At 70.5% G+C, this 25902-nt stretch carries 22 protein-coding genes; 9 read left to right on the top strand and 13 right to left on the bottom strand.

Annotated features, from left to right (window positions below):
* Positions 1-20: 20 nt before the first annotated feature.
* Complete coding sequence (locus HV826_RS27965) at positions 21-491, top strand: ankyrin repeat domain-containing protein (protein WP_176420019.1); 471 nt, start codon at positions 21-23, stop codon at positions 489-491.
* A gap of 93 nt (positions 492-584) precedes the next feature.
* Here HV826_RS27965 and HV826_RS27960 read toward each other — a convergent pair whose 3' ends face one another.
* Positions 585-2792, bottom strand: coding sequence for a (Fe-S)-binding protein (locus HV826_RS27960; protein WP_176420018.1), 2208 nt, complete (start codon positions 2790-2792; stop codon positions 585-587).
* 517 nt (positions 2793-3309) lie between these two features.
* Here HV826_RS27960 and HV826_RS27955 point away from each other — a divergent pair.
* The 4 genes from HV826_RS27955 (at position 3310) to HV826_RS27940 (ending at position 8146) form a co-directional block, all read left to right on the top strand.
* On the top strand, positions 3310-3471 hold the full coding sequence (locus HV826_RS27955) for a hypothetical protein (RefSeq protein WP_176420017.1): 162 nt from the start codon (positions 3310-3312) through the stop codon (positions 3469-3471).
* Positions 3472-3736: 265 nt separating this feature from the next.
* The gene (locus HV826_RS27950) at positions 3737-4990 is read left to right on the top strand and encodes a VWA domain-containing protein (RefSeq protein WP_176420016.1); all 1254 of its coding nucleotides are present in this window, start codon (positions 3737-3739) and stop codon (positions 4988-4990) included.
* A gap of 200 nt (positions 4991-5190) precedes the next feature.
* On the top strand, positions 5191-7518 hold the full coding sequence (locus HV826_RS27945; RefSeq protein ID WP_176420015.1) for a protein-disulfide reductase DsbD: 2328 nt from the start codon (positions 5191-5193) through the stop codon (positions 7516-7518).
* Between the two features lie 46 nt (positions 7519-7564).
* Positions 7565-8146 (top strand): thioredoxin family protein, encoded by a 582-nt coding sequence (locus tag HV826_RS27940; RefSeq protein ID WP_176420014.1) that lies wholly within the window; start codon positions 7565-7567, stop codon positions 8144-8146.
* A gap of 65 nt (positions 8147-8211) precedes the next feature.
* Here the strand turns inward: HV826_RS27940 and HV826_RS27935 are convergent, their stop codons facing one another.
* Positions 8212-9651: an MFS transporter gene (locus HV826_RS27935; RefSeq protein WP_176420013.1), complete on the bottom strand. Its 1440-nt coding sequence runs from the start codon at positions 9649-9651 to the stop codon at positions 8212-8214.
* Between the two features lie 166 nt (positions 9652-9817).
* On the opposite strand from HV826_RS27935, the gene HV826_RS27930 reads away from it, so the two are divergent.
* Both HV826_RS27930 and HV826_RS27925 read left to right on the top strand, forming a co-directional pair.
* Entirely contained in the window at positions 9818-10111 is a 294-nt protein-coding gene (locus HV826_RS27930) for a UBP-type zinc finger domain-containing protein (protein WP_176420012.1), read from the top strand.
* Between the two features lie 71 nt (positions 10112-10182).
* Positions 10183-10485, top strand: a complete 303-nt coding sequence (locus HV826_RS27925; RefSeq protein WP_255208116.1) for a hypothetical protein — start codon at positions 10183-10185, stop codon at positions 10483-10485.
* A gap of 43 nt (positions 10486-10528) precedes the next feature.
* On the opposite strand, the gene HV826_RS27920 is transcribed toward HV826_RS27925, so the two are convergent.
* Positions 10529-11533 (bottom strand): HNH endonuclease, encoded by a 1005-nt coding sequence (locus HV826_RS27920; protein ID WP_176420011.1) that lies wholly within the window; start codon positions 11531-11533, stop codon positions 10529-10531.
* Positions 11534-11878: 345 nt separating this feature from the next.
* On the opposite strand from HV826_RS27920, the gene HV826_RS27915 reads away from it, so the two are divergent.
* Complete coding sequence (locus HV826_RS27915) at positions 11879-12415, top strand: pyridoxamine 5'-phosphate oxidase family protein (RefSeq protein WP_176420010.1); 537 nt, start codon at positions 11879-11881, stop codon at positions 12413-12415.
* 18 nt (positions 12416-12433) lie between these two features.
* Here the strand turns inward: HV826_RS27915 and HV826_RS27910 are convergent, their stop codons facing one another.
* From HV826_RS27910 to HV826_RS27900, 3 genes are read right to left on the bottom strand one after another with little or no spacing between them, the layout of a single operon-like run.
* Positions 12434-13282 (bottom strand): ROK family protein, encoded by an 849-nt coding sequence (locus tag HV826_RS27910; RefSeq protein ID WP_217918809.1) that lies wholly within the window; start codon positions 13280-13282, stop codon positions 12434-12436.
* An 8-nt stretch (positions 13283-13290) separates the two neighbouring features.
* Entirely contained in the window at positions 13291-14484 is a 1194-nt protein-coding gene (locus tag HV826_RS27905; RefSeq protein WP_176420008.1) for a glycosyltransferase, read from the bottom strand.
* Positions 14469-15767, bottom strand: a complete 1299-nt coding sequence (locus tag HV826_RS27900; RefSeq protein WP_217917492.1) for an asparagine synthase C-terminal domain-containing protein — start codon at positions 15765-15767, stop codon at positions 14469-14471. Before HV826_RS27900 ends, HV826_RS27905 begins: the two co-directional genes overlap by 16 nt.
* Before the next feature lie 74 nt (positions 15768-15841).
* Between HV826_RS27900 and HV826_RS27895 the strand changes: the two genes are divergently transcribed.
* Positions 15842-16630, top strand: coding sequence for a radical SAM protein (locus HV826_RS27895; protein ID WP_176420006.1), 789 nt, complete (start codon positions 15842-15844; stop codon positions 16628-16630).
* Positions 16631-16638: 8 nt separating this feature from the next.
* Here the strand turns inward: HV826_RS27895 and HV826_RS27890 are convergent, their stop codons facing one another.
* The 7 genes from HV826_RS27890 to HV826_RS27860 form a co-directional block, all read right to left on the bottom strand.
* Complete coding sequence (locus HV826_RS27890; protein WP_176420005.1) at positions 16639-17649, bottom strand: aldo/keto reductase; 1011 nt, start codon at positions 17647-17649, stop codon at positions 16639-16641.
* Positions 17650-17681: 32 nt separating this feature from the next.
* Positions 17682-19712: an ATP-binding protein gene (locus tag HV826_RS27885; protein ID WP_368671006.1), complete on the bottom strand. Its 2031-nt coding sequence runs from the start codon at positions 19710-19712 to the stop codon at positions 17682-17684.
* A 228-nt stretch (positions 19713-19940) separates the two neighbouring features.
* Positions 19941-21260, bottom strand: a complete 1320-nt coding sequence (locus tag HV826_RS27880) for an AMP-binding protein (RefSeq protein ID WP_176420003.1) — start codon at positions 21258-21260, stop codon at positions 19941-19943.
* Complete coding sequence (locus tag HV826_RS27875) at positions 21248-21811, bottom strand: hypothetical protein (protein ID WP_176420002.1); 564 nt, start codon at positions 21809-21811, stop codon at positions 21248-21250. Before HV826_RS27875 ends, HV826_RS27880 begins: the two co-directional genes overlap by 13 nt.
* Before the next feature lie 5 nt (positions 21812-21816).
* Positions 21817-23481, bottom strand: coding sequence for a VWA domain-containing protein (locus HV826_RS27870; RefSeq protein ID WP_176420001.1), 1665 nt, complete (start codon positions 23479-23481; stop codon positions 21817-21819).
* Positions 23478-24305, bottom strand: coding sequence for a hypothetical protein (locus HV826_RS27865; protein ID WP_176420000.1), 828 nt, complete (start codon positions 24303-24305; stop codon positions 23478-23480). The genes HV826_RS27870 and HV826_RS27865 overlap by 4 nt, the downstream gene beginning before the upstream one ends.
* The gene (locus tag HV826_RS27860; protein WP_176419999.1) at positions 24302-25837 is read right to left on the bottom strand and encodes an AAA family ATPase; all 1536 of its coding nucleotides are present in this window, start codon (positions 25835-25837) and stop codon (positions 24302-24304) included. The genes HV826_RS27865 and HV826_RS27860 overlap by 4 nt, the downstream gene beginning before the upstream one ends.
* Between the last annotated feature and the right edge of the window lie 65 nt (positions 25838-25902).

The following is a 25902-nucleotide window of genomic DNA, read 5'->3' as shown; positions in this document are numbered from 1 at the left end:
TGCCGCGCGGAGGTCTGACAATGTCCCTCTTCAATGCCGTGCTGGCGGGCGACCGTGACGCCGTGGAGTCCCACCTGTCCGCCGGAGCGGACCCCAACCCCTTCGACGAGGAGGGCCGCACACCGCTGATGGCCGCGGCCCGGGTGGGACGGGCGGACCTGGTGCACCTCCTCCTGGAGGCGGGGGCCGACCCCGAGCTGACGGACCGCATCGGCGAGTCCGCGCTCATCATGGCCGCCGCGCACGGGCACACCGAGGTCTGCCAGTGGCTGATGCCCCACGCGCGCGCGGATGACCAGGACCTGGCCCGCACGCTGCTCTCCGGCCTGGGCATCACCGACTTGCGCCTGGACGCGCCGCCTCCGCCGGACAACGGCTTCCGCCGCAAGCTCGCCTCGGCCGGGGCCTACGTCTCCGGCAAGCTGGGCGACGACGGCGCCACCCAGCGGCTGGCGCGCGTCCTGCGCTCGGAGAAGCAGCGCAAGCCCTGAAACGGCGAAGGCCCGGGGCTTCACGGTGGAAGCCTCCGGGCCCTCGGGTGAAGCGAAGCGGGCGGGCCCTTCAGCGGGCCCGCCGCTTTGGCGCTACTCCGGCTTGGCGCTCACCGTGGCGCTGGGGGCCACGGTGCCCACCGCGCCGCTCTTCGTCTCCAGCGCGTCGGCCACCAGCTCGGTGATGTCCTTGATTTTGATGTTCCCCTCGCGGCCGGTGTCGTTCACTGCGTCGGAGAGCATCGTGGAGCAGAACGGGCACGCCACCGCGACGATGCCGCTGCCGCCTTGCTCCTTGTAGTCGCCCACCTGGCCCGGCTTCTTCTTGTCCGCGGCGTTGGGGTAGGGCGTGCTCGGGTCCTCGGCGTGCTTCAGCGTCAGCGCGGCCTCGTTCAACCGGTTGTGGTTGATGCGCGTGCCAATGTGCTCCTCCATCCACATCCGGCCGCCGCCGGCGCCGCAGCAGAAGCCCTCGCGCTTGCTGCGCTGCATCTCCACCACCTCGAGCCCGGGGATGGCGTTGAGCACCTCGCGGGGGGCGTCGTAGACGCCGTTGTGGCGGCCCAGGTAGCAGGGGTCGTGGTAGGTGAGCTTGCTGTTCATCACCGCGGAGAGCCGGATGCGCTTCTCCTTCAGCAGCTCGTTGATGAGCTGCGTGTGGTTGATGACGCGGTACTCGCCGCCGAACTCCGGGTACTCATTCTTGATGGTGTTGAAGCAGTGCGGGCACTGGGTGATGACGGCCTTCACGCCCATCGAGTTCCACGACTCGATGTTCGTCTTCGCCATCGTCTGGAACAGGTACTCGTTGCCCATGCGGCGCGCGGAGTCGCCGTTGCACATCTCCTGCTTCGACAGCGTGGCGAAGCTCACGCCCGCCTCGCGCAGAATCTTCACCAGCGCGCGGCTGACCTTCTTCTGCTTGTCGTCGTAGCTGCCCGCGCAGCCCACGAAGAAGAGGTACTCGTAGGGGCCGCCGTCGTCACCCCACGTGGGCAGCGCCAGGTCCTCCGCCCACTCGTCGCGCCGGTCCTGGCCCAGGCCCCAGGGGTTGCCCTGGCGCTCGATGCCCTCGAACACGCGCTGGATTTCGGGGGGGAACTCCGCCTTCACCTGCACCTGGTAGCGGCGCATGTCGATGAGGCGCGGCACGTTCTCGATGAACACCGGGCAGGCCTGCTCGCACCAGCCGCAGCTCGTGCACGCCCACACCGTCTCCGCGGACAGCGCGCTGCCGACGATTTCGGGCAGCGGCTCCTTCACCTTGTTGGGGCCGTAGCCTTCCTCCACCCACTGCTCGTTGTCCCAGATCCAATGCTTCAGGTCCTGGTTGACGCCCTTGTGGGTCAGCGGCTTGCCGGTGATGTACGTCGGACAGTGCGTCTGGCAGCGGCCACACTCCGTACAGGAGTAGAGGTCCATGCCCTGCTTCCACGTCAGGTCCTTCACCGTGGCCGCGCCGAACTCTTCCTTCTCCAGGTCCGGCGTGGGCAGCTTGCCGGTGGAGTGCGTGCGCTGGAAGAAGACGGTGGGCAGGCCGGTGATGATGTGGAAGTGCTTGCCGATGGGCAGGAAGTTCAGGAACGCCAGGATGATGACCAGGTGCGTCCAGAAGCCGGCCACGCCCAGCACGTGCGCGGCGGTGGCGCCCAGCGGCATCATCGCCAGGCCCGTCAGGCTGGTGAACGGCTCCCACCACACCAGCGCGGCGGCGGACTGTGGCACCTGCGTGGCGCCCAGCTGCGTCTGCGCGGCGTGCGCGGCCACCATGTGGCTGCCGCCGAACAGGAACTCGGAAATCATCAGCCCGCCGATGAAGCACAGGATGAGGTACGCCTCCCACGACGGCGTCAGGCGGTCCGGCTTCACCTTCCAGCGGACCCAGACGTAGTAGGCCACGCCCAGCAGGGCCAGCGCGGCGACCACGTCCTTGGCCAGCAGGTAGACCTTGTAGAGGAAGAGCAGCGCGGACTGCTCCGCCCAGAACGGGTGGCCCAGGTCCGTCAGCACGTCCAGCGCCGTGGTCGAAAACCCCATGGCGAAGAGCATGACGGTGCGCAGGGCCAGCACCATGAAGGCCGCGTAGATGAACACGTGGAACAGGCCCGGCGTGAACTCCTCCGGATCCACCAGTCGCTTCTGGCCAAGGCCGAAGCGCACCAGCTGCGCCACGCGGAAGGGGATGTTGTCGAGCCGGTTCTCCTTCTTCATCGCGAGCAGGACGCCCACGCGACCGGACATGGTCATCACGAAGATGGGAACGGCGAGGGCTAGCAACAGGCCGGTGATGATGGGACTCATGGGACTCTGAGGACCTCTGGGGCGCGGCGGATGGGCCCGGGCTGCCGCGTCGCGGCAATTCTTGAGTGCACTTCAACCCTAACAGGGGTGATTCGCGAATCAAGCGCGCTGCTGTCCCAGGTGTCCTTCACTGGAGAACGCGGCCTGGGTCCGCCGGGGAGTGAGCGGCCATCGTACGGATTTACCAGGGACGGGCGGCGGCCAGGGCCTCCTTGAAAATACCTGGGTGTCAACCGTTGTGGGATTCCCTCGCTCGGACCCAGGGCTTACCTTGTGCGATTGCCACGGGCACTGTCAGACGCTTGACTGTTCGTAACCGGCTGTAAATACGAACACGCCTTGCTGGAGGGCAGGCAGGTAGGCAGACGGTCTACACGGGCTCCAGAACTTTGAGACCCCAAGGGCTTTACAACGCGGAGCGACATCCCCAACATGGTTGGTAAATCGGTCAACGCTTGTTGGAGCGGGTTTCGCATGGGGTGAGCCCGGGTCGACCGAAGCGGCAGAGGAGCCGACAATGGTTCACGACGACACCACGTACATGGACGATGAAGGTTTGCCTTATGTGGATCCGCGGCAGGACGGTGACGCGGAGTCTTCGGGGGCCGACGAGGGCGCGCCCGGCCGCCGCTGGGGCTACTCCGAGGAGTCGTGGGGCGGCTGGACTGCGGCCGAGTAATACGCGGCCCCCGCGGCCGGTGGACGCGCGGGGGCACCAGCGGTAACCGGGGCAATGGATGCCCGCGTGGCGGCTCCCTCAGGGTGAGCCCCCGGGCCCCCTTGCTCCAAAGCACGACTCCCGACATTCTCGGACCCCGCAGCCTGCTCGTGAGCGTCCCCTGCTCCCGTGCGTTGTGGCCCATGAGACTTCCGGCATCGGGGGCAGTCCGCTCCCGCAGATTGATTCGCGGCACAATGCCTCGTGCGACCACGGGGGAGTACGTATGAAGCAGACGGCCTGGGCAGTGGAGCGTGACGCCGAGCAGGGCCGCGAGGTGCTCCTCCTCGTCACCCTGGAAGCCGACGCCGATGCCCCCCGCGCGCCCGTGGCCATCAACCTGGCCTTGGACCGCAGCGCCTCCATGCGGGGCGTGCCGCTGCTCGCCGCCGTGCAGGCCGCCCAGGCGCTCGTCGAGCGCGCCAGCCCGCGTGACTACCTGGGCCTGCTCACCTTCGACGCCGAGCCCGAGCAGGTCCTCCCCATGCGCGCCATGGACGCCAACGCCCGGGCGCAGCTCCTCAAGGTGCTCGCGCGCCTGGAGTCCGGCGAGGGGACCGCCCTGCACGAGGCCGTGGAGCGCGCCTCGGAGTCCGCCCGCCGCGTGCTCGTGCCCGGCGCCCGGCCCCAGGTGCTGATGCTCACCGACGGCGAGCCCTCCGTGGGCCCGTCGCAGCTCGCCGAGTTCAAGACCCAGGGCGCCCGCATCGCCGAGTCCGGCGTCATGCTCCACGCGCTGGGGCTGGGCCGCCACTACCTGCCCGACGTCCTGGAGGCCCTCACCAGCCCCTCCGGCACCGGCTTCGTGCACGTGGATGACCCCGAAGGATTGCCCATGGCCGTGGGCCAACTGGGCGCCGAGCTCTTCGGTGAAGTCGTCTCCGACGCGCGCGTGCACGTGCTGCCCACGGGCTTCGCCGACGTCCGCTGCCGCCACCGCTACCCCTCGCGCGTGGAGGGCGACGCCATGAGCGCCACCCTGGGCGCCATCTCCCAGGCCTTCCCGCGCCGGGTCCTCTTCTCGGGCATGTTGGGGGAGGCGGAGTGGAACCTGGGCGTGTCCACGTCCTACTCCGAGCGCGGCGATACGCGGCGCATCAGCGTGCCCGTGACACGCGTGCTGCCCGACAGCGACGCGGGCCGCTTCGTGCGCGCCGTGTCCGCCGAGCTGGACCTGGTCGCCGGTGAAGCCGCCGCGTGGAAGGCCCTGGGCCGCCGTCACCAGGACGCCGCGGAGCGGGCGCTGGAGGCCGCCGACGTGGCCCTCTACAAGCTCGCGCGGCTTGGCTCCGCGGAGGTGCCCGCGCAGCGCCACGTGGAGCGGCTGGCGGACCTGCGCCGGGTGATGGAGCGCCGGGCCAACAAGCTCCCCGCGCTGGTGCTGCGCCGCGCGCACTCCGAGGTCTCCCGCATCACCATGAGCCGCGTGGGCCCCACGGCGCCCGAGCCCGCGCTGCTGCCCTGGAAGACCGAGGACTGACGTCCGCCGCTCGGCTGCTCCCTGTGGGTTGATGACGTTGCCTCTGTGACGCTGTAACCCCCTCCGCCCGAGCGGTCCGCCTGGGAGTGGGCGTGGCGCGTCATGCGAGGGGAATGCCCGCCTGCCCAGATGGTTCACTGTGCTCGGAGGCATGTGACTGCCGCTGGCGGGCCAGCCTCCTCTAGGTTAACGGGAATCGCATGACGCATCGGCAGTCCAAGAGGCTCGGCAGTGTTGGCGGAATCGGACTGCTGCTGGTGGCGGCCGTCGCGTGGGCGGACCTGCCCGCGTCGGCGGTGGCCTCCAGCGCGCCGGACGAAGGTGACCCTCGCATCGAGGGCGCCCTCCTGGTGGACGCCACCCAGGTGAAGCCGGGAGACACCTTCCGCGTGGGCGTGCGCTTCCGGTTGGACCCGGGCTGGCACGTCTACTGGAAGAACCCGGGCGACTCCGGCCTGGAGACGGAAGTCGCGTGGGACACGCCCGGCGTCACCGTGGGGCCGTTGCAGTGGCCCTTCCCTCAGACGTTCCGCACGCCCGACGGCTTCATCACCACCCATGGCTATGACGGTGAGGCCATCCTCGTCGCCGACGCCAAGGCCGTGGATGGGGCCGCCACGGGCATGGTGACGGTGTCCGCCGCCGTGGAAGCGCTGGTGTGCGAGGTGCATTGCATCCCCGCGGAGCTGATGCTGACGCGCTCCATTCCCCTGGGGCCCCAGACGGTGCGCGACGCCGAGACGGCGGCCGTCCTCGACGCCGAGCTGGCCAAGGTGCCCCGCCCCGCCAAGGACAGCGGCCACGCGGCGACGCTGGCGTTGGATGCGCCCCAGCTCACCGCGGGCCAGGATTTCACGGGCACCCTCACCCTGACGGCCTCGGGCGGCGCGGCGGTGCCCGCGGTGGAGGGTGACTTCTTCGTCGCCGACCGCATCCCCGGCGTCGCGCGCGTGGGGTTGGCCTCGGACGGTCCGGGCCGCTTCAAGCTCAAGGGCAAGGCGGAGCCGGACGTGCAGGCGACGGCGCTGGGCCTGACGGGCGTGCTGCGCCTGGGCACGGCGGCCACGGGCTACCAGTACCTCGAGGTGACGGCGCCGCTGGCCCCCATGGTGGCGGCCGGTGGCGCGGCGGGGACGCCGGCCGCGGTGAAGCCGCCGTCGGTGAAGGACAGCATCGCGGCGGTGAAGCCGGTGGGCGCCGCCATCGCCACGCCGCCCGCGGCCGGGTCGTCCATGAGCCTGGGGCTGGCGCTGGTGTTCGCCTTCTTCGGCGGCGCGCTGCTCAACCTGATGCCGTGTGTGTTCCCCGTGCTGGCGCTCAAGGCCTACGGCTTCACGCGCATGGTGCAGCAGGAGCAGGGCCGCGTCGGCGCGCATGCGGCGGCCTACGCGGCGGGCATCATCGGCACGATGCTGCTGCTGGCCGGCGGCGTGCTGGCCGTGCGCGCGGGCGGGGCGAGCGTGGGCTGGGGCTTCCAGTTCCAGGAGCCGCTCTTCGTCGCGGGGGTGTGCGCGGTGCTGGTGGCCTTCGCGCTCAACCTCTTCGGTGTCTTCAACGTGGGCCTGGACGGCACGGCGCTGGCGGGCAAGGTGGACCAGAGCCACGGCCTGATGCACAGCGCCGGCGAGGGCGTGCTGGCGGTGGTGCTTGCCACGCCGTGCTCGGCGCCGCTGCTGGGCACCGCGGTGGGCTTCGCCTTCGCGGCGGGCCCCCTGACGGTGCTGGCCGTCTTCACCGCGCTGGGCCTGGGGCTCGCGCTGCCCTTCTGCGTGCTGGTGCTGGTGCCTGGACTGGCGAAGAGGCTGCCCAAGCCGGGCGCGTGGATGGAGCGCTTCAAGCAGGTGCTGGGCTTCGCGCTGCTGGCCACCACCGTCTGGCTGGTGTGGGTGATGGGCGGGCTGGCCGGCGTGGACGGCATGGCGCGGCTTTTGGCGTTCCTGGTCGCGGTGGGGCTCGTGACCTGGCTGTACGGCCAGGGACAGGCGCAGGACGGCGTGCGCAAGCTGGCCACCGTGGCGGTGGCCGCGGGCGTGCTGGTGGCGTCCGGGCTGCTGACGTTGCGCTTCGAGGACCAGGACGCGGCGGCGGCGCCGCCGCGGCTCGGGTCCGCGGTGGTGCAGGCGCAGCCGTGGAGCTCGGACGCGGTGAACGCGGCGCTGGCGGCGGGGCAGCCGGTGTTCATCGACTTCACGGCGGACTGGTGCCTCACCTGCAAGTTCAACGAGCGCACCGTGCTGGCCACCGACGAGGTGCGCGACGCCTTCACGAAGCACCAGGTGGCCTTCTTCATCGCGGACTGGACGCGCCGGGACGCGAGCATCACCACCAAGCTGGCCGAGCACGGCCGGGCCGGTGTGCCCATGTATCTGGTGCTGAGCCCGGGCGTCCCCGACAAGCCGGAGGTGCTGCCGGAGTTGCTCACGCCGGGCGTGGTGGCGGACGCCGTGAAGCGCGCGGCGGAGTGCGCACCTTCGAAGCTGGGCAGCGGCGCGAACGTCCTCTGCGCCGCGGGTTTCCCAAGTCACTGAAGTCGTGCTGTCTTCCCCGCAGTCCCCCAAACGCTGGAGCAACGCCATGAAGCAGGTCTTCACCGCACTCGCGCTGGGCACGTTGTTCACGGGGGCGCCTGCCCTCGCCGACGCGGAAGTCGGCAAGCCCGCGCCGACCTTCACGCTGAAGGACGAGTCCGGCAAGGAGCACACGCTGGCGCAGTACAAGGGCAAGGTCGTGGTCCTGGAGTGGACCAACCCCGAGTGCCCCTTCGTTCAGCGGCACTACAAGAACGACACGATGGCCACCACGCTGAAGGGCTTCGACGCGAAGAAGGTGGTGTGGCTGGCGGTGGACTCCACCTCGCACAACACGCCGGAGAAGTCCGCGGCGTGGAAGAAGGATGAGGGCTTCCCCTACCCGGTCCTCCAGGACGCGAGCGGCACGGTGGGCAGGTCCTACGGCGCGAAGACGACGCCGCACATGTACGTCATCGATGAGAAGGGCGTTGTCCGCTACGCGGGCGCCATCGACGATGACCCGCGCGGCAAGAACGCCAAGCCGGCCAACCACGTGAAGACGGCGGTGGACGCGGTGGTGGGTGGCCAGCAGGTCCCAGCCAGCACCACCACGCCCTACGGCTGCTCGGTGAAGTACAAGAGCTAGCGCCCGCTCGGCTGGGGGCCTTCTGCTTGAGCGGCGGGCGGCGGCGCCATGGCCCGATGCGGGCGCTAAGGCCCCGCCGTCCCGCGCTCCTGTCGCGTGGAGGCCGTGCGCCCGGCCTCGCGCGGAATCGTGAGCAGCGAGCACAGCGCTCCCACGGCGCACAGGCCCGCGGACACCCAGAGCGCGCGCCGTGTGCCCACCAGGAAGTCCACGTTGGCGTCGCCGGCGAGCCCGCCCAGCAGCGGCAGCAGCGCCACCGCCAGCAAGCCGGCGATGCGGGCCACGGCGTTGTTCACGCCGGAGGCGATACCCGCGTGGCGGTCCTCGACGGCACCGAGCACCACCGCCGTGAGCGGACCGACGGTGAGCGCCAGTCCCAGCCCCAGCACCACGATGCCGGGGAGCACCGTGCTCGCGTAGTCGCCTCCGCGCTGGATGCGCGTCAGGAGCGCCAGCCCCACGCCCGCGAGCAGCGGCCCCGCCGTCATCAACGGACGCGCGCCGATGTGCCCCGCGAGCCGCCCCACCGAAGGCGAGAAGAGAAGCAGCATCAGCGTGATGGGGAGCAGCGCCGCGCCCGCGCCGAGCGCCGAATAGCCGAGCTGCTGCTGGAGGGCGAGCACCACCAGGAAGGTGGCGCCTCCGAGCGCGAAGTACACGACGAGCGTGGTGAGGTTCGCGCCGGAGAACGTGCGCGATTGGAAGAGAGTGAGTGGGAGCATCGGCTCCCGCTGCCGCGCCTCCAGGACGAAGAACGCGGCCAGCAGGACGGCGCCTCCGGCCGCGGCGACGATGGCCGCCAGGGGCCATCCATGGGCGGGGCCTTCGATGAGCGCGTAGATGAGGCCACCCAACCCGAGCGCCGCCGTCACCGAGCCCGCGACATCCAGCCCGCGCGCCCCTGTCTTCGGCGCGATGTCTGGCACGTACCGCAGCGCCGCCCAGGCGGTGAGCGCGGCCAGGGGCACGTTGAGGAAGAAGACGAAGCGCCATGAGCCCGCGTCCACGAGCCACCCACCCAGCAGCGGCCCCACGGCCGTGGTGACGCCGGACAGCCCGGCCCAGGCGGACACGGCGCGCTGCCGGTCCTGAGGCGGGAACGACGTGCGCAGCAAGGCGAGGCTCGCGGGCACCAGCAGCGCGGCGCCCACGCCCTGCGCCGCGCGGAAGGCGGCCAGCGTCCAGGTGTTGGGCGCCAGCCCGCACAACACCGATGTGGCGGTGAAGACGAGCATGCCCAGCAGGAAGACGCGGCGCTGCCCCTTCGCGTCGCCGAGCGCGCCCCCTGTGAGCACCAGGGCGCCGAGCGTGAGCAGATACGCGTCCACGGCCCATTGGAGGCCGGACAGGCCCGTGTGGAGTTCGCGGCCGATGGCGGGCAGGGCGACATTGACGGCGGTGGAGTCGAGGAACGCCATGCCGCTGCCCAGCACGCTGGCGAGCAGCACGCCCCGGCCGCGAGGACTGTCATAGGCGACGGGGGTGTCGGGGGCGGTGGTGGCCATGTGGCTCTACCGTGCACCCGGGGCTCCGCGCACGCCATCCGCCACGGCGGGGTGGGGACGTGCCGCCGGTGGCTCGCCATCCTGGCTGGTGCGCACTGAAGGACCCCGCACCCAGTGCCTACGCTGTGGAGGGCACTGGGTCGCCCCAGTCACAGGGAGGTGTCACATGGAGCCGATTTGCGAGCACATCCAGCAGGCCGGAGACCCGCCTCCGCGCTCGCGAGGCTGCGAGGAATGTCTGGCCATGGGAGCGAGCTGGGTGCACCTGCGTCGCTGCCTGAGCTGTGGCCATGTGGGATGTTGTGATTCTTCGCCCAACCGGCACGCGACGAAGCACTTCCAGCAGGCGGCGCATCCCGTCGTCCAGTCCTTCGAGCCGGGTGAGGAGTGGGCCTGGTGCTACGAGGACGAACTCTTCACCGAGCACCGTCCGGCGCCATCGCAAGACGCGCGGCCCTGATGTGGGTCGTCATCCGCTATCATCCTCCGGGCCCGTTTCAGCTCGTGGGAAGAAAGGCGCGGCACCGCACCATGGACGCGTGGACTCTCGAAGGCTCGCGCATCACCGACCCGGAGACGTTGAGCCGCCTGCGGGAGATGCTGGCGAACGAAAGCCCGCTCATCATCGAGCACCGCTTCTACCGGGAGACGCGCGCCCCGCACCGCTTCATCTGTGACGACGCCGACGTGCTGGACGAGTATCTCCAGGAGTCACGTCCTGGAGACTCGTTCTGGGTGTGGTCCTACAAGAGCCTCTGCCGGGGCGACAACCTGCTGCTCCAGGGGAAGATGCCGGACGCGCAGGGGCGGACGCCGGGCGGTGGCGTAGCCTGAGTCAGGCGGCCACGGGCGCGTCCGTGCCGTGCCCGTCCTGGGTTCAGCCTGCCTCGCGGAAGCGCTCGTAGCGCGCTTTCAGGTACTCACGGCGCGGCCGGTGGACGGGCGCCTCCGGCAGGATGCTCAGCGCCTTTCCGGCGAAGCCCTTGAGCCCGTACTCCAACGTGGGCCCGTCGCGCTCGGCGAGCAGCCGTGGCGCGATTTCGATGATGCCGTCGGGGCGGATGCCCAGCAGGTCCGCGTCGAAGGCCCCGTGGTGGAGTTTGCAGAGCGAGAGGCCGTTGGAGACCTCCGGCCTGCCGCGCTCGTCCCGGTCTGGGAGGATGTGCGCCGCGTCCAGCAACTCCGGCCGGGGGAACCGGCATACCGCGCACCGCCGCGAATAGGCGCGCAGCACGTGCTGACGGAAGGCGGCTTGATGCAGCCGCTTCTTCATCTGGACCGTGGCGTAGCGGCGCTCCAGGCTCAAGAGCTTCGGGTCCGCCGTGTGGAGCCCCGGTGTCAGCACCTCCGCGTCTGGCGCGGCGGAGACGACGGTGAAGCTCAGCTCGGCTGGGTTGGCCTCGGAGATGTAGACAGGCCAGATGGGCCGATAGGCGCCCGGCTCGATGCCGTAGAAGTAGATGAGCGGGACATCCCATTCCATGCCCCGCACGAGGCGCCGGTTGTCGCGAGATGCCACGTCCGTTCCCTGGAACCGGTACTGGAAGCCCTCGTTCGAGCGGAGGTCGTCGTAGCGCGCCTCTCGGCCCTGGCGAGGCACGGTTGTCTTGATGGACAGCGCCGTCTCGCGCATGTGGCGAGGCCAGAAGATGCCGCGTGCGCGGTTGGCGAAGTTCAGCGTCTCGCCCTGGTACGTGAAGCCTCGGTCGATGACGTCCCAGGACAGCACCTCGCCGTGCTGGCGCACCAGGTGTTGCAGCGCGTTCATGGCGGCGACCCGGATGGGCCAGTCGATGTCCTGGTTCGTCAACCCCGCCAGGCTACCAGGTCCAGGCCGGAGGCGAGGCCGTTGGGGCCGCTCCGCCGCTTCGACAGTCGCCACGTTGGTGTCCTCGTCAAGGTTTCAAACCGCGGTGTCCGGGCTGCCCTCGGGGGGGGGCCGGACCCCACGGACCCCGGCCGGGAGCTCGCTGTTCGGAAATGTCGGGGGTTTTGGCGTCACAAAAGTCCCGACATTTCCGAACAGCGAGGTGCAAGGCCGCTCCGGAGGGGCAGGGCGGAAGACCTGATTCGCTCGTCTTCCGCCTGGATGTAGGGACTGCCTGCGCCGCGGCGACCAGTTCACCAGGGGAGCGGTCAGCGCGACTCCAGCCCTGCTGCTTCCCCACGGCCCGCGCGTCCCTACGTTCTCCAGGAACTTCACGATGGCGAACGAAAGGTCATCCCCATGGAAGAGACAGGCGAGCGCACGATGAATCAGCCGCGGGGGGCCATCCAGGGAGACCGCCGGGAGTTCGAGGAGCTGCTGAAGGGCCATGACACCGCCCTCCTCACCACCCGTGGCGCGGACGGACACTTCCACACGCGGCCCATGGCGGTGGCGAAGAAGCACAAGTCCGGTACCGTGCTCTGGTTCGCCACCTGGACGGACACGCAGAAGGTGCAGGACCTGGAGTCAGACCCGCACTGCTCGCTGGCCTTCCACGCGACGGAGGACAGCGCCACGTATCTCTCCGTATCGGGCGTGGTGGAAATCGTCCGCGACAGGAGGGCCATCCATGACCTGTGGGAGCCCGGCTGGAAGCCCTGGTTTCCCCAGGGCCCGGATGAGGGCGACATCGCCCTGCTGCGCTTCACGCCTGAGCACGCCGAGTACGTCCACCCGGCAGGCGGAAAGCTCAAGGTGCTCTTCAGCACCGCGAAGGCGCTGGTGACGAAGCAGCGCCCCGACATCGCGCCCAAGAAGGAGCTGGACCTGCACTGAGCCTGGGCGAGCGCCCGCTTACCGCCGCTCCAGCAACGCGCCACCCGGCCCGAAGCCCAGCGTGAGGCACAACACGCGTGAGTGGTTCGCCAGCCGCGAATCCCTCCGCGCGGCCTCCGTGGCCAGCTCCGCGTCATTGAGCACCAGCGCCGTCCCGCCGCGGCCCTCGTTCCCCATGGCCGCCTGGAGGATGTCCGCCACCAGCGACGCGTGGCCCTCCCAGCCATAGGTGCAGCCCCCAGGGATGAGCGAAGCGTCCAGCGGACACGGCAGGGCGAGGCACAAGGCATCGGGAGCCTGCGCGGAGAACACGCGCAGGGCGCTGGCGATGAACGCCACCGCCGCCTGCACATGACGCCTGTCCGGAGGCCGCGCCATGCCGATGAAGTACCGGGGCAGCAGCGCCGTATCGCGCTCGAAGATGCGCGGTGCCGCGGTGTGACTCACGCACTTGATGCCCGTCTGGCCCACGTCGAGCGCCACCGGCTGCGCGGGCGCGAGCGGCGCCAGCAGGCGCAGGCCCGCCTGGGCCGGAGCGAAGAGGGGACGCTCCGCCACGTACACAGGGCAGGGGAGCGCGGTGGCGACGTGCGAGAGCATGGCGCCAAAGCCCTCCAGGCACACCAGGCCGCCACTGAGCCACACGGCCTCCACCGCGTGCCGCTTCACCAGCGTGGACAACGCCCCCGCGAGCGCCGGGCCCAGCCGGCCCGCGAGCGCTGACTCAGGAACCCCCGCGCGACGGTCCGCGTCCACGCGAGGCGCCCCGAGCAGCTCCCACAGCTCGCGCCCCATCACGGGCAGGTTCCACACCTCCAGCGGTGACACGCCCGGCAGCACCAGTCGCCACACGTCCCAGTCACGCATGCAATCACTCACGCCACGAGTCGGAGGATGCGTTCAGCGGCGTCCTTCGCGCCGTCGCGCGCCTGATAGGACGCTGCGATGCCGGCCACCCGCTGTCGCAGCAGCGTGCCCGGCTCCAGCAGCTGTCGCAGCGCCTCGCGGCAGTCTTCCACGGAGAGCGAGCGCGGCGCCCGCACGAGCCCCGCGCCCGACTTCGCCAGGAAGTGCGCCTGGATGGGCTGGTCGTTGCAGACGGGCAGGAGCAGCATCGGAACGCCCTCGGTCAGCGCCTCCATGACGGAGTTGGCGCCGCCGTGAGACACGAGCACGGAGACTCGCGATAACAGTTGTCGCTGCGGTGTGTATGACACAGCGACCACGTCCCCAGGAAGGTCGTGAACAAAATCTGTATCAGCCAGCTCACCCGCGCTGAGCACCACGGTGACGCCCAGGGGCGCGGCGGCCTCGGCAATCGTCTGAAACAAACCCGGCTGCCACGAAATCTGGCTGCCGAAGGACACGTACACCACGGGCCTGGTCCCCAGCCGCTCCCACGGGAAGTCCACCTCGTCACCGCGCGCCTCGGGAGGCCGTGACGGTCCGACCAGGTGGGTGGCGGGAGGCAGCCCCGCATCGGAGCCCAGGAAGGCCTCGGTGGCGAAGACGACGTTGAGGTCCGGTGACAGGCACTCACAGTTGCGGAAGCGGGCCTCGAAGCCGTGGCGGGCGAACAGGGCCTGCCGCTCGTCGGCCAGCGCGCGCACGTTGCGGCGTAGGCCGTAGTCGATGGGCGGCTCCAGCAGCGACAGCGCGGAGGACACGCCCGCCCAGGGGATTCGCAACGCATGGGCGGCCAGCACGGCGGCGTACTGCATGCCGTCCAGGGCCATGACGTCCGGACGAAAGCGCTCGACGGCCTCTCGCACCGGCGCCAGCAGCGAGGGCACGGCGTCAATCAACAGGCCGCGAATCCACTGCCCCAGCGCCGCTTCATCGAGCACCAACCGCGCGAGCGCCTCGCCTCCTGTCTCGATGGCGGGCACGGGCGCCTCGACGTGGGGCAGCGCCAGCACCTCCACGCCCAGCCGTTCAAGCTGTGGCGCGGGCTCGGGGATGCACAGCCAGCCCACGTGGTGGCCCATGCGGCGCAGCCACTGCGCGACGCCGGCCATGGGGTTGAGGTGGCCCTTCTCGGGGGAGGTGGCAATCAGGATTCGGGACATGGGGGATGGCCGCTGGCGTGGGCGTGGGCGTGGGCGTGGAGCATGGCGAGGGAGCACAACCGCATCAACAGCCGGTCCAGGACGCTCGCCTCGGGAGCGTCGGCGGCCAGACGTGCGGAGCGCTCCAGCAGGGCCCGGGTCGCGCCCGGGTCGACGACCTCCAACGGCGCCAGCCGGGCCGGTGTGAGCCATTCCCGGTACAGCTCCAGCCAGCGCGCGCGGACGGGGCTGGAGAGCGCGGTGTGCGCATAGCGCGGCGTCTTCCGGGCCCACCGGACCTCGTCCGGCACCAGCGTGCGCACCGCCTGCCGGAAGAGCCACTTGCCGGCCCCATGCCGCGCCAGCACGTCCAAGGGGAGCCCCAGCGCCGCGTCCGTGAAGTCCGCGTCCAGGTAGGGCGTGCACACGTTCACGCTGTGTGCGCGCGCGCTCCGGAGCTCGGGAGGCAGCACCAGCTCCCACAGCACCCAGGCCGCGTAGCGGACCTCCTCGGGGTGATCCTCGTCATGGGAGGCCAGCCCCGCGTCCCAGGGGCGGCGGAGGGCCCGCTGATCCACCCCCAAGTTGTCCACAGGCCCTGCGCGCAGCACCTCATGCGCGAGGCGCCGGTCCTCCATCACACGGGCCGCCGCACCCGCGAGCGCCGCCGGGTTGCCCATGAGCACCTCATCCGCGCCCGCGCCGCTCAGCAACGTGGAGGCGCCCTGCCGTCGGGCCTCCGCGTAGAAGGCATGACTGGCCACGGCGCGGGCGTTGAGGATGGCCGTCTCCTGGCTCAGGACGGCGGGCTCGAACAGCTCCGGGAGCACGGCGTCTGGGATGGACACGTCCACCAGCTCGACTCCAGCCGTACTCGCCACCATCCGGGCATTCCGCCGCTCCGTGGCATCCGCGAAGTGGACATCCATGGTCCAGGCGCGCACGCGTCCGGGGGCTTGCCGCGCGGCCAGGGCGCACAACGCGGCGCTGTCCACGCCGCCGCTCAGGCTCACGTCCACCGCGCCCGCCGCCAGGTGCTTGCCTACGCAGCCCGCCAGCGCGGCCACGAGCCGCTCCGCCAGCCGGTCCTCATCCTCGCGCGTCTCCGGAGTCCCCACGCTCCGCCGCACGCGCGGCAAGGCGCTCGGAACCCGGCGCACGCCCTGGAACACGCTGCTGTCGGCAGGCAGCGCATGGCGCAGGAAGGCGGCGACGGCCTCCGGTGACAGGCCCGGGGGATGGAGCCGCCACACGGACGGCGCCTGGCGCGCCGATGACTGGTAGCGGGGCAGGGTGGCGAGCATTCCGCCGGAAGCGTGAGACACGCGGGCACTGTGACAAGCGCCAGGGGCCGCGGGCAACCTCGTATAGTCCCGCCGTGCGCTACGAACTCCAAGACGGACGCATCCTCACCTGGTCCCTGGAGACGCATGTCGCCACGCACTGCAACCTGCGCTGCGTGCAGTGCTGCCCGCTGTCGCCGCACCTGTCTGCCTGGACCGTGGACCCCGCTGCCCTGGGCAAGGACTTGCGCCAGCTGGCCCGGGCCCTCCGGCCCAACGTCTTCAAGCTCACCGGCGGCGAGCCCTTCCTCCACCCCGACCTGCCAGCGGTGCTGGACGCCGTGCGCGCCTCGGGCATCTCCCCGCAGGTGTCCGTCACCACCAACGGCTTCCTCGCCCAGAGCGCCCCTGACGCCGTCTACGAGCGCTTGGACCGGATGACCCTGTCCGTCTACACCTCCGCGCCGCTGCCGGAGCGCTCCATCGCCCGCATCACCGAGCGCTGCGAGCAGCACGGCGTCTTCCTCACGGTGAAGCGCATCGACGCCTTCCAGCAGCTCACGCCGGAGGCGCCGCACGACTCCGAGGACGCCGTGCGCGGCATCCACGCGCGCTGCTGGCTGAAGGTCCGCTGTCACCTGGTCCACGCGGGCCGCTTCTACGCCTGCACGCGCCCGCCGCATGTGGCGACGGTGCTCGGTGGCACGTACCCGGAGATGCCCGCGCTGGGCGAGGTCGACGGCGTGCCGCTGAACACGCCGGACCTGGTGGGCCAACTGCTCGGCTTCCTCGAACGGGAGACGCCGCTGGCCACCTGCCGTTACTGCCTGGGCGGCGACGGCGCGTGGCAGCCGCACGCCCAGCTCCCTCGCGTCCGAAGCTGAGGGTCACCTCACCGGGCGCGCGGCTGGGACGCCTTGGGGAGCGAGGACTGCATGGACGGCGGATAGCGCCCACCCGCGGCGACGCCCGGAGGCGCGACGGCGTTGATGGCGGCCACGTCCTGGTCCGTGAGCGTCACCTCCAGCGCGCCCAGGTTCTCATCCAGGTACTTGCGGCGCTTGGTGCCGGGGATGGGCACCAGGTCCTTCCCCTGGGCAAGCACCCACGCGAGCGCGAGCTGCGCTGGCGTGCAGCCCTTCTCCCGTGCCAGCCGCTCGATGTGGCCGACCAGCTCCAGGTTGCGCGTGAAGTTCTCCCCCTGGAAGCGAGGCGAGAAGCGGCGGTAGTCGTCCTGCGCCAGGTCCTCGAAGCGCTTGATTTGCCCCGTGAGGAAGCCGCGTCCCAGCGGGCTGTACGGGACGAAGCCCACGCCCAGCTCGCGGCACGCCTGGAGCACGCCGTCCTCCGGCTCACGGCTCCACAGCGAGTACTCGCTCTGGAGCGCGCTGATGGGATGCACCTTCGCCGCACGGCGCAGCGTGTCCGCGTCCACCTCCGACAGGCCGAGGAAGCGCACCTTGCCCTCGCGCACCAGCTCCGCCATGGCGCCCACCGTGTCCTCGATGGGCGTCTGCGCGTCCAGCCGGTGCAGGTAGTACAGGTCGATGACGTCCACGCCCAGCCGGCGCAGGCTGGCCTCGCACGCCTGCTTCACGTACTCCGGCCGCCCGTTGATGCCGCGCTTCTGCGGGTCCGCCGGGTCGCGGACGATGCCGAACTTCGTCGCCAGCACGACGTTCGCCCGGTGCGGCTTGAGCACCCGGCCCACCAGTTCTTCATTGGCGCCCGACCCGTACATGTCCGCGGTGTCGAAGAACGTGATGCCCCGCTCCAGCGCGTGGAGCAGCGTGGCCTCCGACTCCGCGTCATCCCTGCCCGCGTAGAAATCGGACATCCCCATGCAGCCCAGGCCCAGCGCCGAAACGGTGGGGCCCTGCCTTCCCAGCTTCCGAGTCTCCATGTCCCTCACTCCTTCCTCGTGGTGACGCCCCTCTAACTGGTGCCTCCCGGCCTCGCATGACCTTCGAGTCCGGAATCGCCCAAGGGGGCCCGGAGGGCCTGCTCCGCGCCCAGGTTGCCGGGCAGCTCCACGGTGAAGGTGGAGCCCCTCCCCAGCGTGCTCTCCACGTGGACCCGGCCGCCCATGGCCTCCACCAGCGTGCGGGTGATGTACAGACCCAGGCCCAGGCCGCCGTAGTTGCGCTCCGACACGGCGCGCTCGAAGCGGCCGAAGAGGCGAGGCAGGTGCTGGGGCGCGATGCCGATGCCCTCGTCCCGCACCGTCAGCCGCGCTCCGTCGTCATGCGGCGCCAGGCGCACGTGGATGGGCTTGCCGTCGCCGTACTTCACGGCGTTGTCCACCAGGTTGGTGATGACCTGCTCCAGGCGCAGCCGGTCCCACCGGCCCACGATGTAGAAGTCCCCCGCCTCCAGCAGCAAGGAGGAGCCGGTTCGCGCCGCTTGGGGCTCATACCGCGTGACGACGTCCCGGACGAGCGACCCCAGCTCCAGCTCCTCCATCTCCAGCGAGAGCCGCCCAGCGGAGATGCGCGACACGTCGAGCAGGTCGCCCACCAGCTCCGCCAGCTTCTGCACCTGCCGTGCGCCCACCACCACGTAGCGCTCCACCAGGTCGCGCGGAACCGGGCCCGGGTTGCGGGCCAGCTCGCGCGCGAGCGCCTGGAGCTTCAGGCTCAGCGGGGTGAGCGGCGTCTTCAGCTCGTGGCTGGCAATGGACATGAACTCGTCGCGCAGGCGGATGGCCTCCCGAGCCTCCGCATAGAGCCGGGCATTCTCCAGGGAGAGCGCGGCCCGGTGTGCCAACTCCCTGGCGAACGCCAGGTCCGACGTCGAGTAATGCCGGCCGGAGTAGGAGTGGATGAAGCTGAGCACCCCCAACACCTGTCCGCGCGCAATCACGGGCACGGAGATGAGGGAGACGGGCCCCATCGCCTCCATCACCCGGGCATGCTCCGCGTTGTGCGTGAGCGCGTGAATGCGCTCCCGGGTCAACCGCTCGATGTGAACGGTCTCCGCCTTCAGCAAGGCGCCCGTGGGGGGATGCCCTGGGTTGCCGCTGGGGCGCATTCCGAAGCGGAGGACATCCTCCGCCAGCGCGTCGTCCTCGGGCCGGAAGTGCGCCGCCTCCAGGCGCCGGAACGTCCCGCCTGGCTCCGCCATGTCGACGAGGCACCAGTCCGCGAAGGTGGGCACCACCAGCTTCGCCATGTTCCGCAGCGTCGTCTCGTCGTCGAGCGACGACGTCAACACCGCGCCCGACTCCGCGAGGAGCCAGTCACGCGCCTCGGCCTGCTGAAGTTCGTGCGTCAGGGCCTCGGCGCGCTGTCGGGCCCGGACCAGGTCCGTCACGTCGAACCCGAAGCCGACGACGCCGTCGACCTCCCCCTGCTCGTTCCGGGTGGGCTGATACACGATGTTGAGATACGTCTCCTGTCTCTCCCCAGTGGGGAGCTCGCGAGGGAACGCCACCGCATTGCCCGCGTAAGGGACGCCGGTGCGGTAGACCTCGTCCAGCAGGGCGATGAAGCCGCGTTCCTCCGCCCAGGGAACCGCTTCGCGAGCCTCCCTGCCCTCCAGTGGGTCCGTCCCCATCAGCGTGTCGTTCATCGTGTTGGAGAAGGAATAGACGTGCCGGGGGCCACGCATGAGGATGATGCCCGCGGGCGCGTCCTGGAAGAGCGTGTGGAGCCGTGCCCGTCCGGCCTCCGCCTCGCTTCGGGCCGCCCGCTCCCGCTCCAGCAGCCGCGCCCGCTCCGCGTTGGCCTTGCGCAGCATGACATTCAGCTTCGTCATCAGCAGCGAGAGCACCGCGAAGGCCGCCAACGAGACAGCCCTTCCCGCGCCAGGCGACTGGTCGAGCAGTGGCTTCAGGAAGTAGAAATCCGCCACCACCGTCGACAGGAGCGTCGTCGCCATGGCGGGGCCCCAGCCGCCCCACCAGCCGGCCACCATCACCGCGCCGAAGAAGAACAGGAAGGGGGTGGCGGGGAGGAACGGTGCCACGCTCGCCTGGATGAGCCACGCCGCGCCGAAGGCGAGCAGCGCGACGCCATAACGTCCGGCGCTTGAAGCCCAGCGTAAGCGTAGGTGATGTCGTTCCAGACGAGCGTGCATGGTCAGGGGCCGGCTCCGGACGGCTGCCTACCGCTGGCAAGGAACCGCGCACTTCTCAGGTAAGCACCGGAGCCCAATGCATGACATCTTGCTCGCCGCTCTGCCATGCAAGGCTGCTCAGCGCAGCCGGCGGAACGGCTGTGGCTTGGTGCCCATGGCCAGCGCGGATTCCTCTACGTGACACACGTCCAGGCTCGGCTGCGTCCAACCCAGGTTCCGCAAGGCGCCGGCAAGCCGCTCGCGCAGTGGCACGACGTCCGAAGGGCTCGCGCCCGCCAACTCCAACCGGAAGTGCGCGACGCCCGCCTGTGTCAGTCGGAAGCCACGCAGCGCATGGTGCTTGAACACCCAGGCCAGCGCCCAGGCGTCCACCTCCCGGCCCGAAGGCGTGACGAAGTGGCAGGCCCCGCGTCCGCCGAAGTGCTCCAGCGTCCACCCGTGAAAGCCACAGGCGCAGGCGTCACGCCGCACGCTGCCCGCGTCGCCCGGGAGGTAGCGCAAGAGCGGCAGCACGCTGGGACGCAGCCGTGTCACCACCACCTCGTCCAGCCCAGGCTCCAGCCAGACATCCGGGGCCAGGACGTGGAAGCGGCCCGGCGCCTCGGGCCGCGAGCACTCCCAGGCCAGCGGGCCCGTCTCCGTTGTTGCATAGTAGTTGAGGACAGGCGTGGGCACCGCGTTCGCCAGCTCCGCGCGCAGGCCGGCGGGCAGGTGCTGCGCGGAGGTGAGCACCAATTGGGGCGTGGGCACGTCGCGCTGTGCCGCCAGCCACCGCAGGCCCTCCGGGTCGGAGAAGAGCACGGCGGGACGCACGCGGCGCAGGCGCTGGAGCGCGTCCTCGCGCAGGACGGAGATTCGGTGCAGCGCGCCGTCGTGGAGGATGGGCAGGCGCACCGAATACTCCAGCCCGCCCGGCAGCGCGTCCAGCAGCACCACCCTCGGATGCGGAGGCAGCGCCGCTCCCACGCGCGTCACGAGGAAGCGCAGCACGGCCCACATGTGCAGGCAGTCGCGCCGGTCCCTCACCACGTTCACCGGCGCGCCGGTGGACCCGGAGCTCTTCACCACCACGCAATCATCGGCGTCCGACGGCAGCGTGGGCACCGCGTCCCAGTTCGCGGCGAGGGCCTCACGGTCCAGGAAGGGCAGGTGGCGCAGGTCGTCCAGCGTCTGGAGGTCACCCGGGTGGAGGCCCGCCGCGTGGAGCCTCCGGGCGTGGTACGGCGAGTCCCGCAGCGCGTCGCGCAGGCCGGACAGCCGAGCGTCCAGGTCCGCGCGCGCCGCGTCCTCGTCGGCCAGGGAGGCGAAGCGGGCCAGGCCCTCGGCGATGGATTCGGCCCAGGGGATGTGGGGGCGCTGCGAGGAGGTGTCCCGGCGGATGTTCGCGCGAGGCGCGACGCGCAGGTGCGCCGACAAGACTTCCGTCACTCCCGCCACCCACGCGCCTCCGTGGCGCGCTGCTCCGCCTCGCGGAGGGCCTGCTGGCGTTTGTCCGCCTCCTTCTTCCGGGCCTCCTCCGCGCGCCGCATCTCCGCTTCCGCCTTGCGGTAGTCCAGTTGCTCGATTCGCGCGACGGAGCCCTTCGGCGACTCGCCCGTGCACTGCCCGCCCACGACGCGCACCCACTTGCGAAGGAACTCCTCGCGGCGGAAGGTGTTGGAGCGAATCATCTCCGCCGTCAGCGGGGCCACGTCCTGGAAGAAGCGCTGCAAAAGCGTCGTCGCGTCGTCGTTCTGCTGCAGCGCCTGCACCGTCTCCTGCCGCAGCGCCGAGGACACCAGCACGTGCGCGAGCATCACCACCTGCTCCCGCCACAGCGGGGAGCGGGCCCGGTCCTCCAGGGCGCCCCAGTCCGCGCGGGACGGGGGGCGGACCTTCGCGAGCCGGAAGGTGTCGCAGATGATGGCCAGCGCCAGGTCATGCGAATACGGCGACACGATGGGGGCTGCTTCGAGCTGCGTCTGAATCTCGCGGATGTCGAAAGCCATGGGACTCAATTCTCCAGCAATGCCTGGGCGAGGTCGGCGGCGGCCTTCGCGAAGTCGGAGGGCCAGCGCACCACCACCAGCCGGAAGCGGCGCTCGCGCAGCAGCGGCGCCAGCGCCTGCCGTGCGCGGAGCTCGTCGGGAACCGCGAGGATGGCCACCACGAGGCGCGAGCGCCGGATGGATTCCAGCACCGGCGCCAGGGGCTTCTCCGCGGTGACGTTCATCAGGAAGTCGCTGTCGGAGATGATGATGCGCAGCGCGTCGGGCCGCTCGCGGGACAGCGCGTCCATCACGTCGAAGGGGAACCGCGTACCTCCGCCGATGTAGCTCAGCAGGAAGTCGCGCGCCGTCTCCTCGTCGTACATCCACGGCGACACCTGTGGGTTGCCGTGCGAGTACACGATGCCGCGCACCGTGGCCTTCTTCCGCAGCGCGGAGGCGGACAGCACCTGGGCCGCCAGCGTCATCGCGTTGAGGCTCAGCTCCGGGTTGGGCATGGAGCCGCTGGTGTCCAGGTAGATTTCCACGGACGGCGCGCCCAGCTCGGACGGGGGCGGCAGGTCCGCCTCCAATTCGCGGCGCAGCGGAGACACCGCGGCCAGGTGGCCCTGGGACAGCACCGTCAACGTCCAGTCGATGCTGGATGGGTCGTCGCCATACTCCCACGCCTGGGGCGTGGTGCGCAGGTAGGGCTCCGGCTGGGACGGCGCGGTGGGGAGCTTCAAGATGTGCCGGTCCACCAGCCGCCGGTAGTGCTTCGCCACCAGGGCCCGCCGCAGCGTCCCGCCCTGCTTGCCGGGCAGGTGCTCGGTGACGCGGTGGATGGTGTCCAGCGCGTCCTTCTCCTTCGCGCGGGTGCTCAAGGGCTCCAGCCAGCCTCGCCCCTCCGCCTCCTCCAGCGCGTCGTCCCAGCGGCTGCTGCCGTGGATGGCGGCGTCCAGGTCGTCCACGTCCGGCACGGAGACGTCCCCGCCCAGCGGCAGGCTGAACTCCAGGTCCGCAGGCTGCTCGATGTACCGGATGAAGGTGGCGCAGAAGTAGAGGAACTGGAGCTTGCCGGTGGGCAGCGCGTAGAAGGTCTGCGCGAACATGCGCGCCTCGGCGCGAACGCCGGGGTAGCGCTGCTCCATCGCCTCGAGCTGCGCGGCGGGCACCAGCTCCCCAGGGGGCAGGCCCCACAGCTCCTCGTAGATGGCCAGGTAGAAGAAGAACAGCGGCGACACCTCGCCGCCCTGCACGCGCTGGAAGCCGCGGTACACCGCGCACAGCGCCGCCGCGTGCGTGCGGCCCACCACCTCGTTCACCTGCAAGTCGTAGAAGAGGTTGGTGAGGGACTGCTTCAGGCCGGGGACCAGCCGCTGCTCCTGCACGCGCAGCTCCGCGTCCCAGCCCAGCGTGTGCGGGAAGCGCGCGTGGTGACCGATTTCATGCGCCAGCACCGCAGTGAGGCTGCCAGTGGCCTCCATGGCCTCCAGGAGCTTGAAGTTGACGAAGACCTGGCGCTTCACCAGGTCGATGTACGCGAGCGGCTCCTGGGCGTGGCTTTCGTCGGGATGGAAGGCCACGTGCGGCTCGGGCGGGCTGAGCTGCACGCGCACGTCCCACAGCGCCAGCGCGTCGCGCCAGCCCGTGGCCACGTCTTCGCGGGTGATGCGCGGCGGCGGGCTCATTCCGGGACGAACACCAGCACGTGCTGGGAGGTGTGCAGCGTGGCCGCCACTCGCCAGTCATTGCCCAGGGTCGCGAACCACGCGTCCGCGCGCGGGTCCTCCCGCAGCGCTTCGTCCAGATGGGGACTCTCCACGCGGGTCTGCTCCGGCACCTCGCGGCAGCCCATGGCGCCCAGGCTGACGGGCGCCTTGGCCAGCCAGATGCCCTGCGTGGCCGCGTCGCGGCCCGCCACGGCCTGACGGTGCCGGTCATGCACGCACACCACGGTGGGGGACAGGAAGTGCATCGCGCCGGGGAGGAATCGGCTGTCCTCTTTCGACAGGTCCACCCAGTGCGCCTGGGCCCGCTCGGCCAGCGGCGCGTCGGGCGGCTCCAGGGCCACGGCGGACGTCTCCCGCAGCCGCGCCTCGATGTCCTGGAGCGACGTCAGCCCCTGGCCCACGCGCCAGAAGATGCGCTGCACCCACGGCGGCGCGGACTCCAGGTTCTCCCCCAGGTTCCACAGCTGGGCGAACACCTGCGAGCGCGCCTGGGTGGGCACGGCGGCCAGCAAGCGGGGAATCAGGTCCGACCACGCCAGGGTGAAGAAGTTCTGCCTGCCGGCGCTCGCGGGATACAGGTAGCCCAGGCCAATGGCCTCCGCGCCTAGCTGGAGGTAGGCGCGCAGCAGCTCCTCGCCCTCCGCGGCTGGCGTCCCCGCCTCGAGCAGGGATTGTCCCAGCCGCTGCGCGGCGCCGCCGGTGAGCTCGTGCCACAGGCTGGAGTCCCAGCGCACGAACCGGGCGCGGGCATTGGCTTCCAACTCGTCGGTGAAGGTGCTCATGGGCGGCCGCCCGGGTTCTCCTTCAGCCACGTCGCGTAGTTCCGGTAGCGGCTGTAGAGGGACTTGAGGTGGATGACGTCCTCGTAGACGGGGCCGGACAGCTCGTGCCGGGTGAGCAGCTCCTTCATCAGCACCGTCACCCGGTTCATTCGCTTCTCGGTGGTGCGCAGGTCCACGCCGGACAGGCCCTTGTCCAGCTCCTGGCGCAGCGCCGTCACCTTGCGCCGGAGGGGTTCGTGCGTGTCGTAGTGGCCCATGGCCATGTCGAACATGTTCCGCAGCCAGGCCACGCGGTCCTGGAGGAGCATGCGGTGGCCCTTCACCTCGAAGAAGGCGCTGCGCGGGTTGGGCACCAGCTTCTCGTGCAGCACCCAGGGGGCAATCTGCCGGAAGTCCTCCAGCTCCACGGCGGCGTGGCCGCGGAAGAAGGCCATGGCCTTCGCGAAGTGGAGGATGGTCTGGTACGCGCGCACGCTGACACCGTTCTCCGTCTGCGTGCAGAGGTGGACCTTCTTGTCCAACGGGCACTGCTCGTTGCACACCGCGGCCACCGTCTGCCCGGCCAGCTTGAGCGTGTCCTTGTGCTTGAACTCGAAGCGCGGCGAGGCCATGCGGCAGAAGTCGAGCTGCCCCAGGAAGAAGGCGATGCGCTCCAGCACGTCCTTGGGCACCTCCACTTCCAGGATGGCGGCGTAGGCGCGCTCCAGCTCGCCGGGCGTGAAGACGACTTCCTGGGGCAGCAGCTCCTCGGGGGACTTGTCGGCCTCCAGCCGCTGGAGGAGCTGGTCCATGAACCCCGAGTTGAACGGCACCGCGCGCACCACCACGTCGATGCGGTCCTTCAGCGCCTCGATGACCTGGAAGGTGCCGCCGCCCTGGTCGTCGTTGGCGGTGAGGAACCAGGACGAGCGGCCCGCATAGACGTACTGGTCCATCATCTCCGCGTAGCCCTCCGCCATGAGGGACAGGAGCGCGGACTGCGTCTTGGTGGGGATGCGGTTGTACTCGTCGATGATTTTGACGCGCTGGCCAATCCACTTGCGCCAGCTCACCTTCACCGCGGACAAGTCCTCCGCCTTGAGCATGTCGGAGGGCAGCGGCGCGCCCAGCAGGTCCGCGATGGAGAGCTGCGGATGGCCGCGCTGGATGCCGCGGTGGACCTCGTCGCGGCCCATGCCGGACAGCAGGGCCATGAGGAGGGCGGACGTCGTCTTCCCGCGTCCCGGCCCGCCCACGAGCAGCGCGCGCCGGCAGGTGAAGAGGGTGAGCAGGGGGATGAGGACGAACGAGCTGTAGCTGGTGTCCTCGGGGAGGTGGAGCTCGTCACCCGCGGGCGTCTTGAGCGACGCGGCCGCGCCGAACTCCAGGTCGTAGTAGGGACAGATGACGGCGTTGTTGGTGATCCACCAATACGCCTGCCGCATCTTGTCGTGGAGGCTGCCGCCGTCGCGCTCGGAGAGGTGGACATTGAGCTGCTTGTCCGCCGTCGCGCGCCCGGTGAGCAGACGCGTCACCCAGTCCTGGTTGGCCATGCGCGCCGGAGCCTATCACCCGGAGTGGACGGGCGCAGGCCGGTGTCCCACCGCGGCCCGCCCGT

The sequence above is a fragment of the Myxococcus sp. AM010 genome (genome assembly GCF_013372585.1).
GTDB classification, from domain to species: Bacteria; Myxococcota; Myxococcia; order Myxococcales; family Myxococcaceae; genus Myxococcus; species Myxococcus vastator.
The sequence above is the reverse complement of the archived record's forward strand: the minus strand, read 5'-3'. Positions and strand labels throughout refer to the sequence as shown.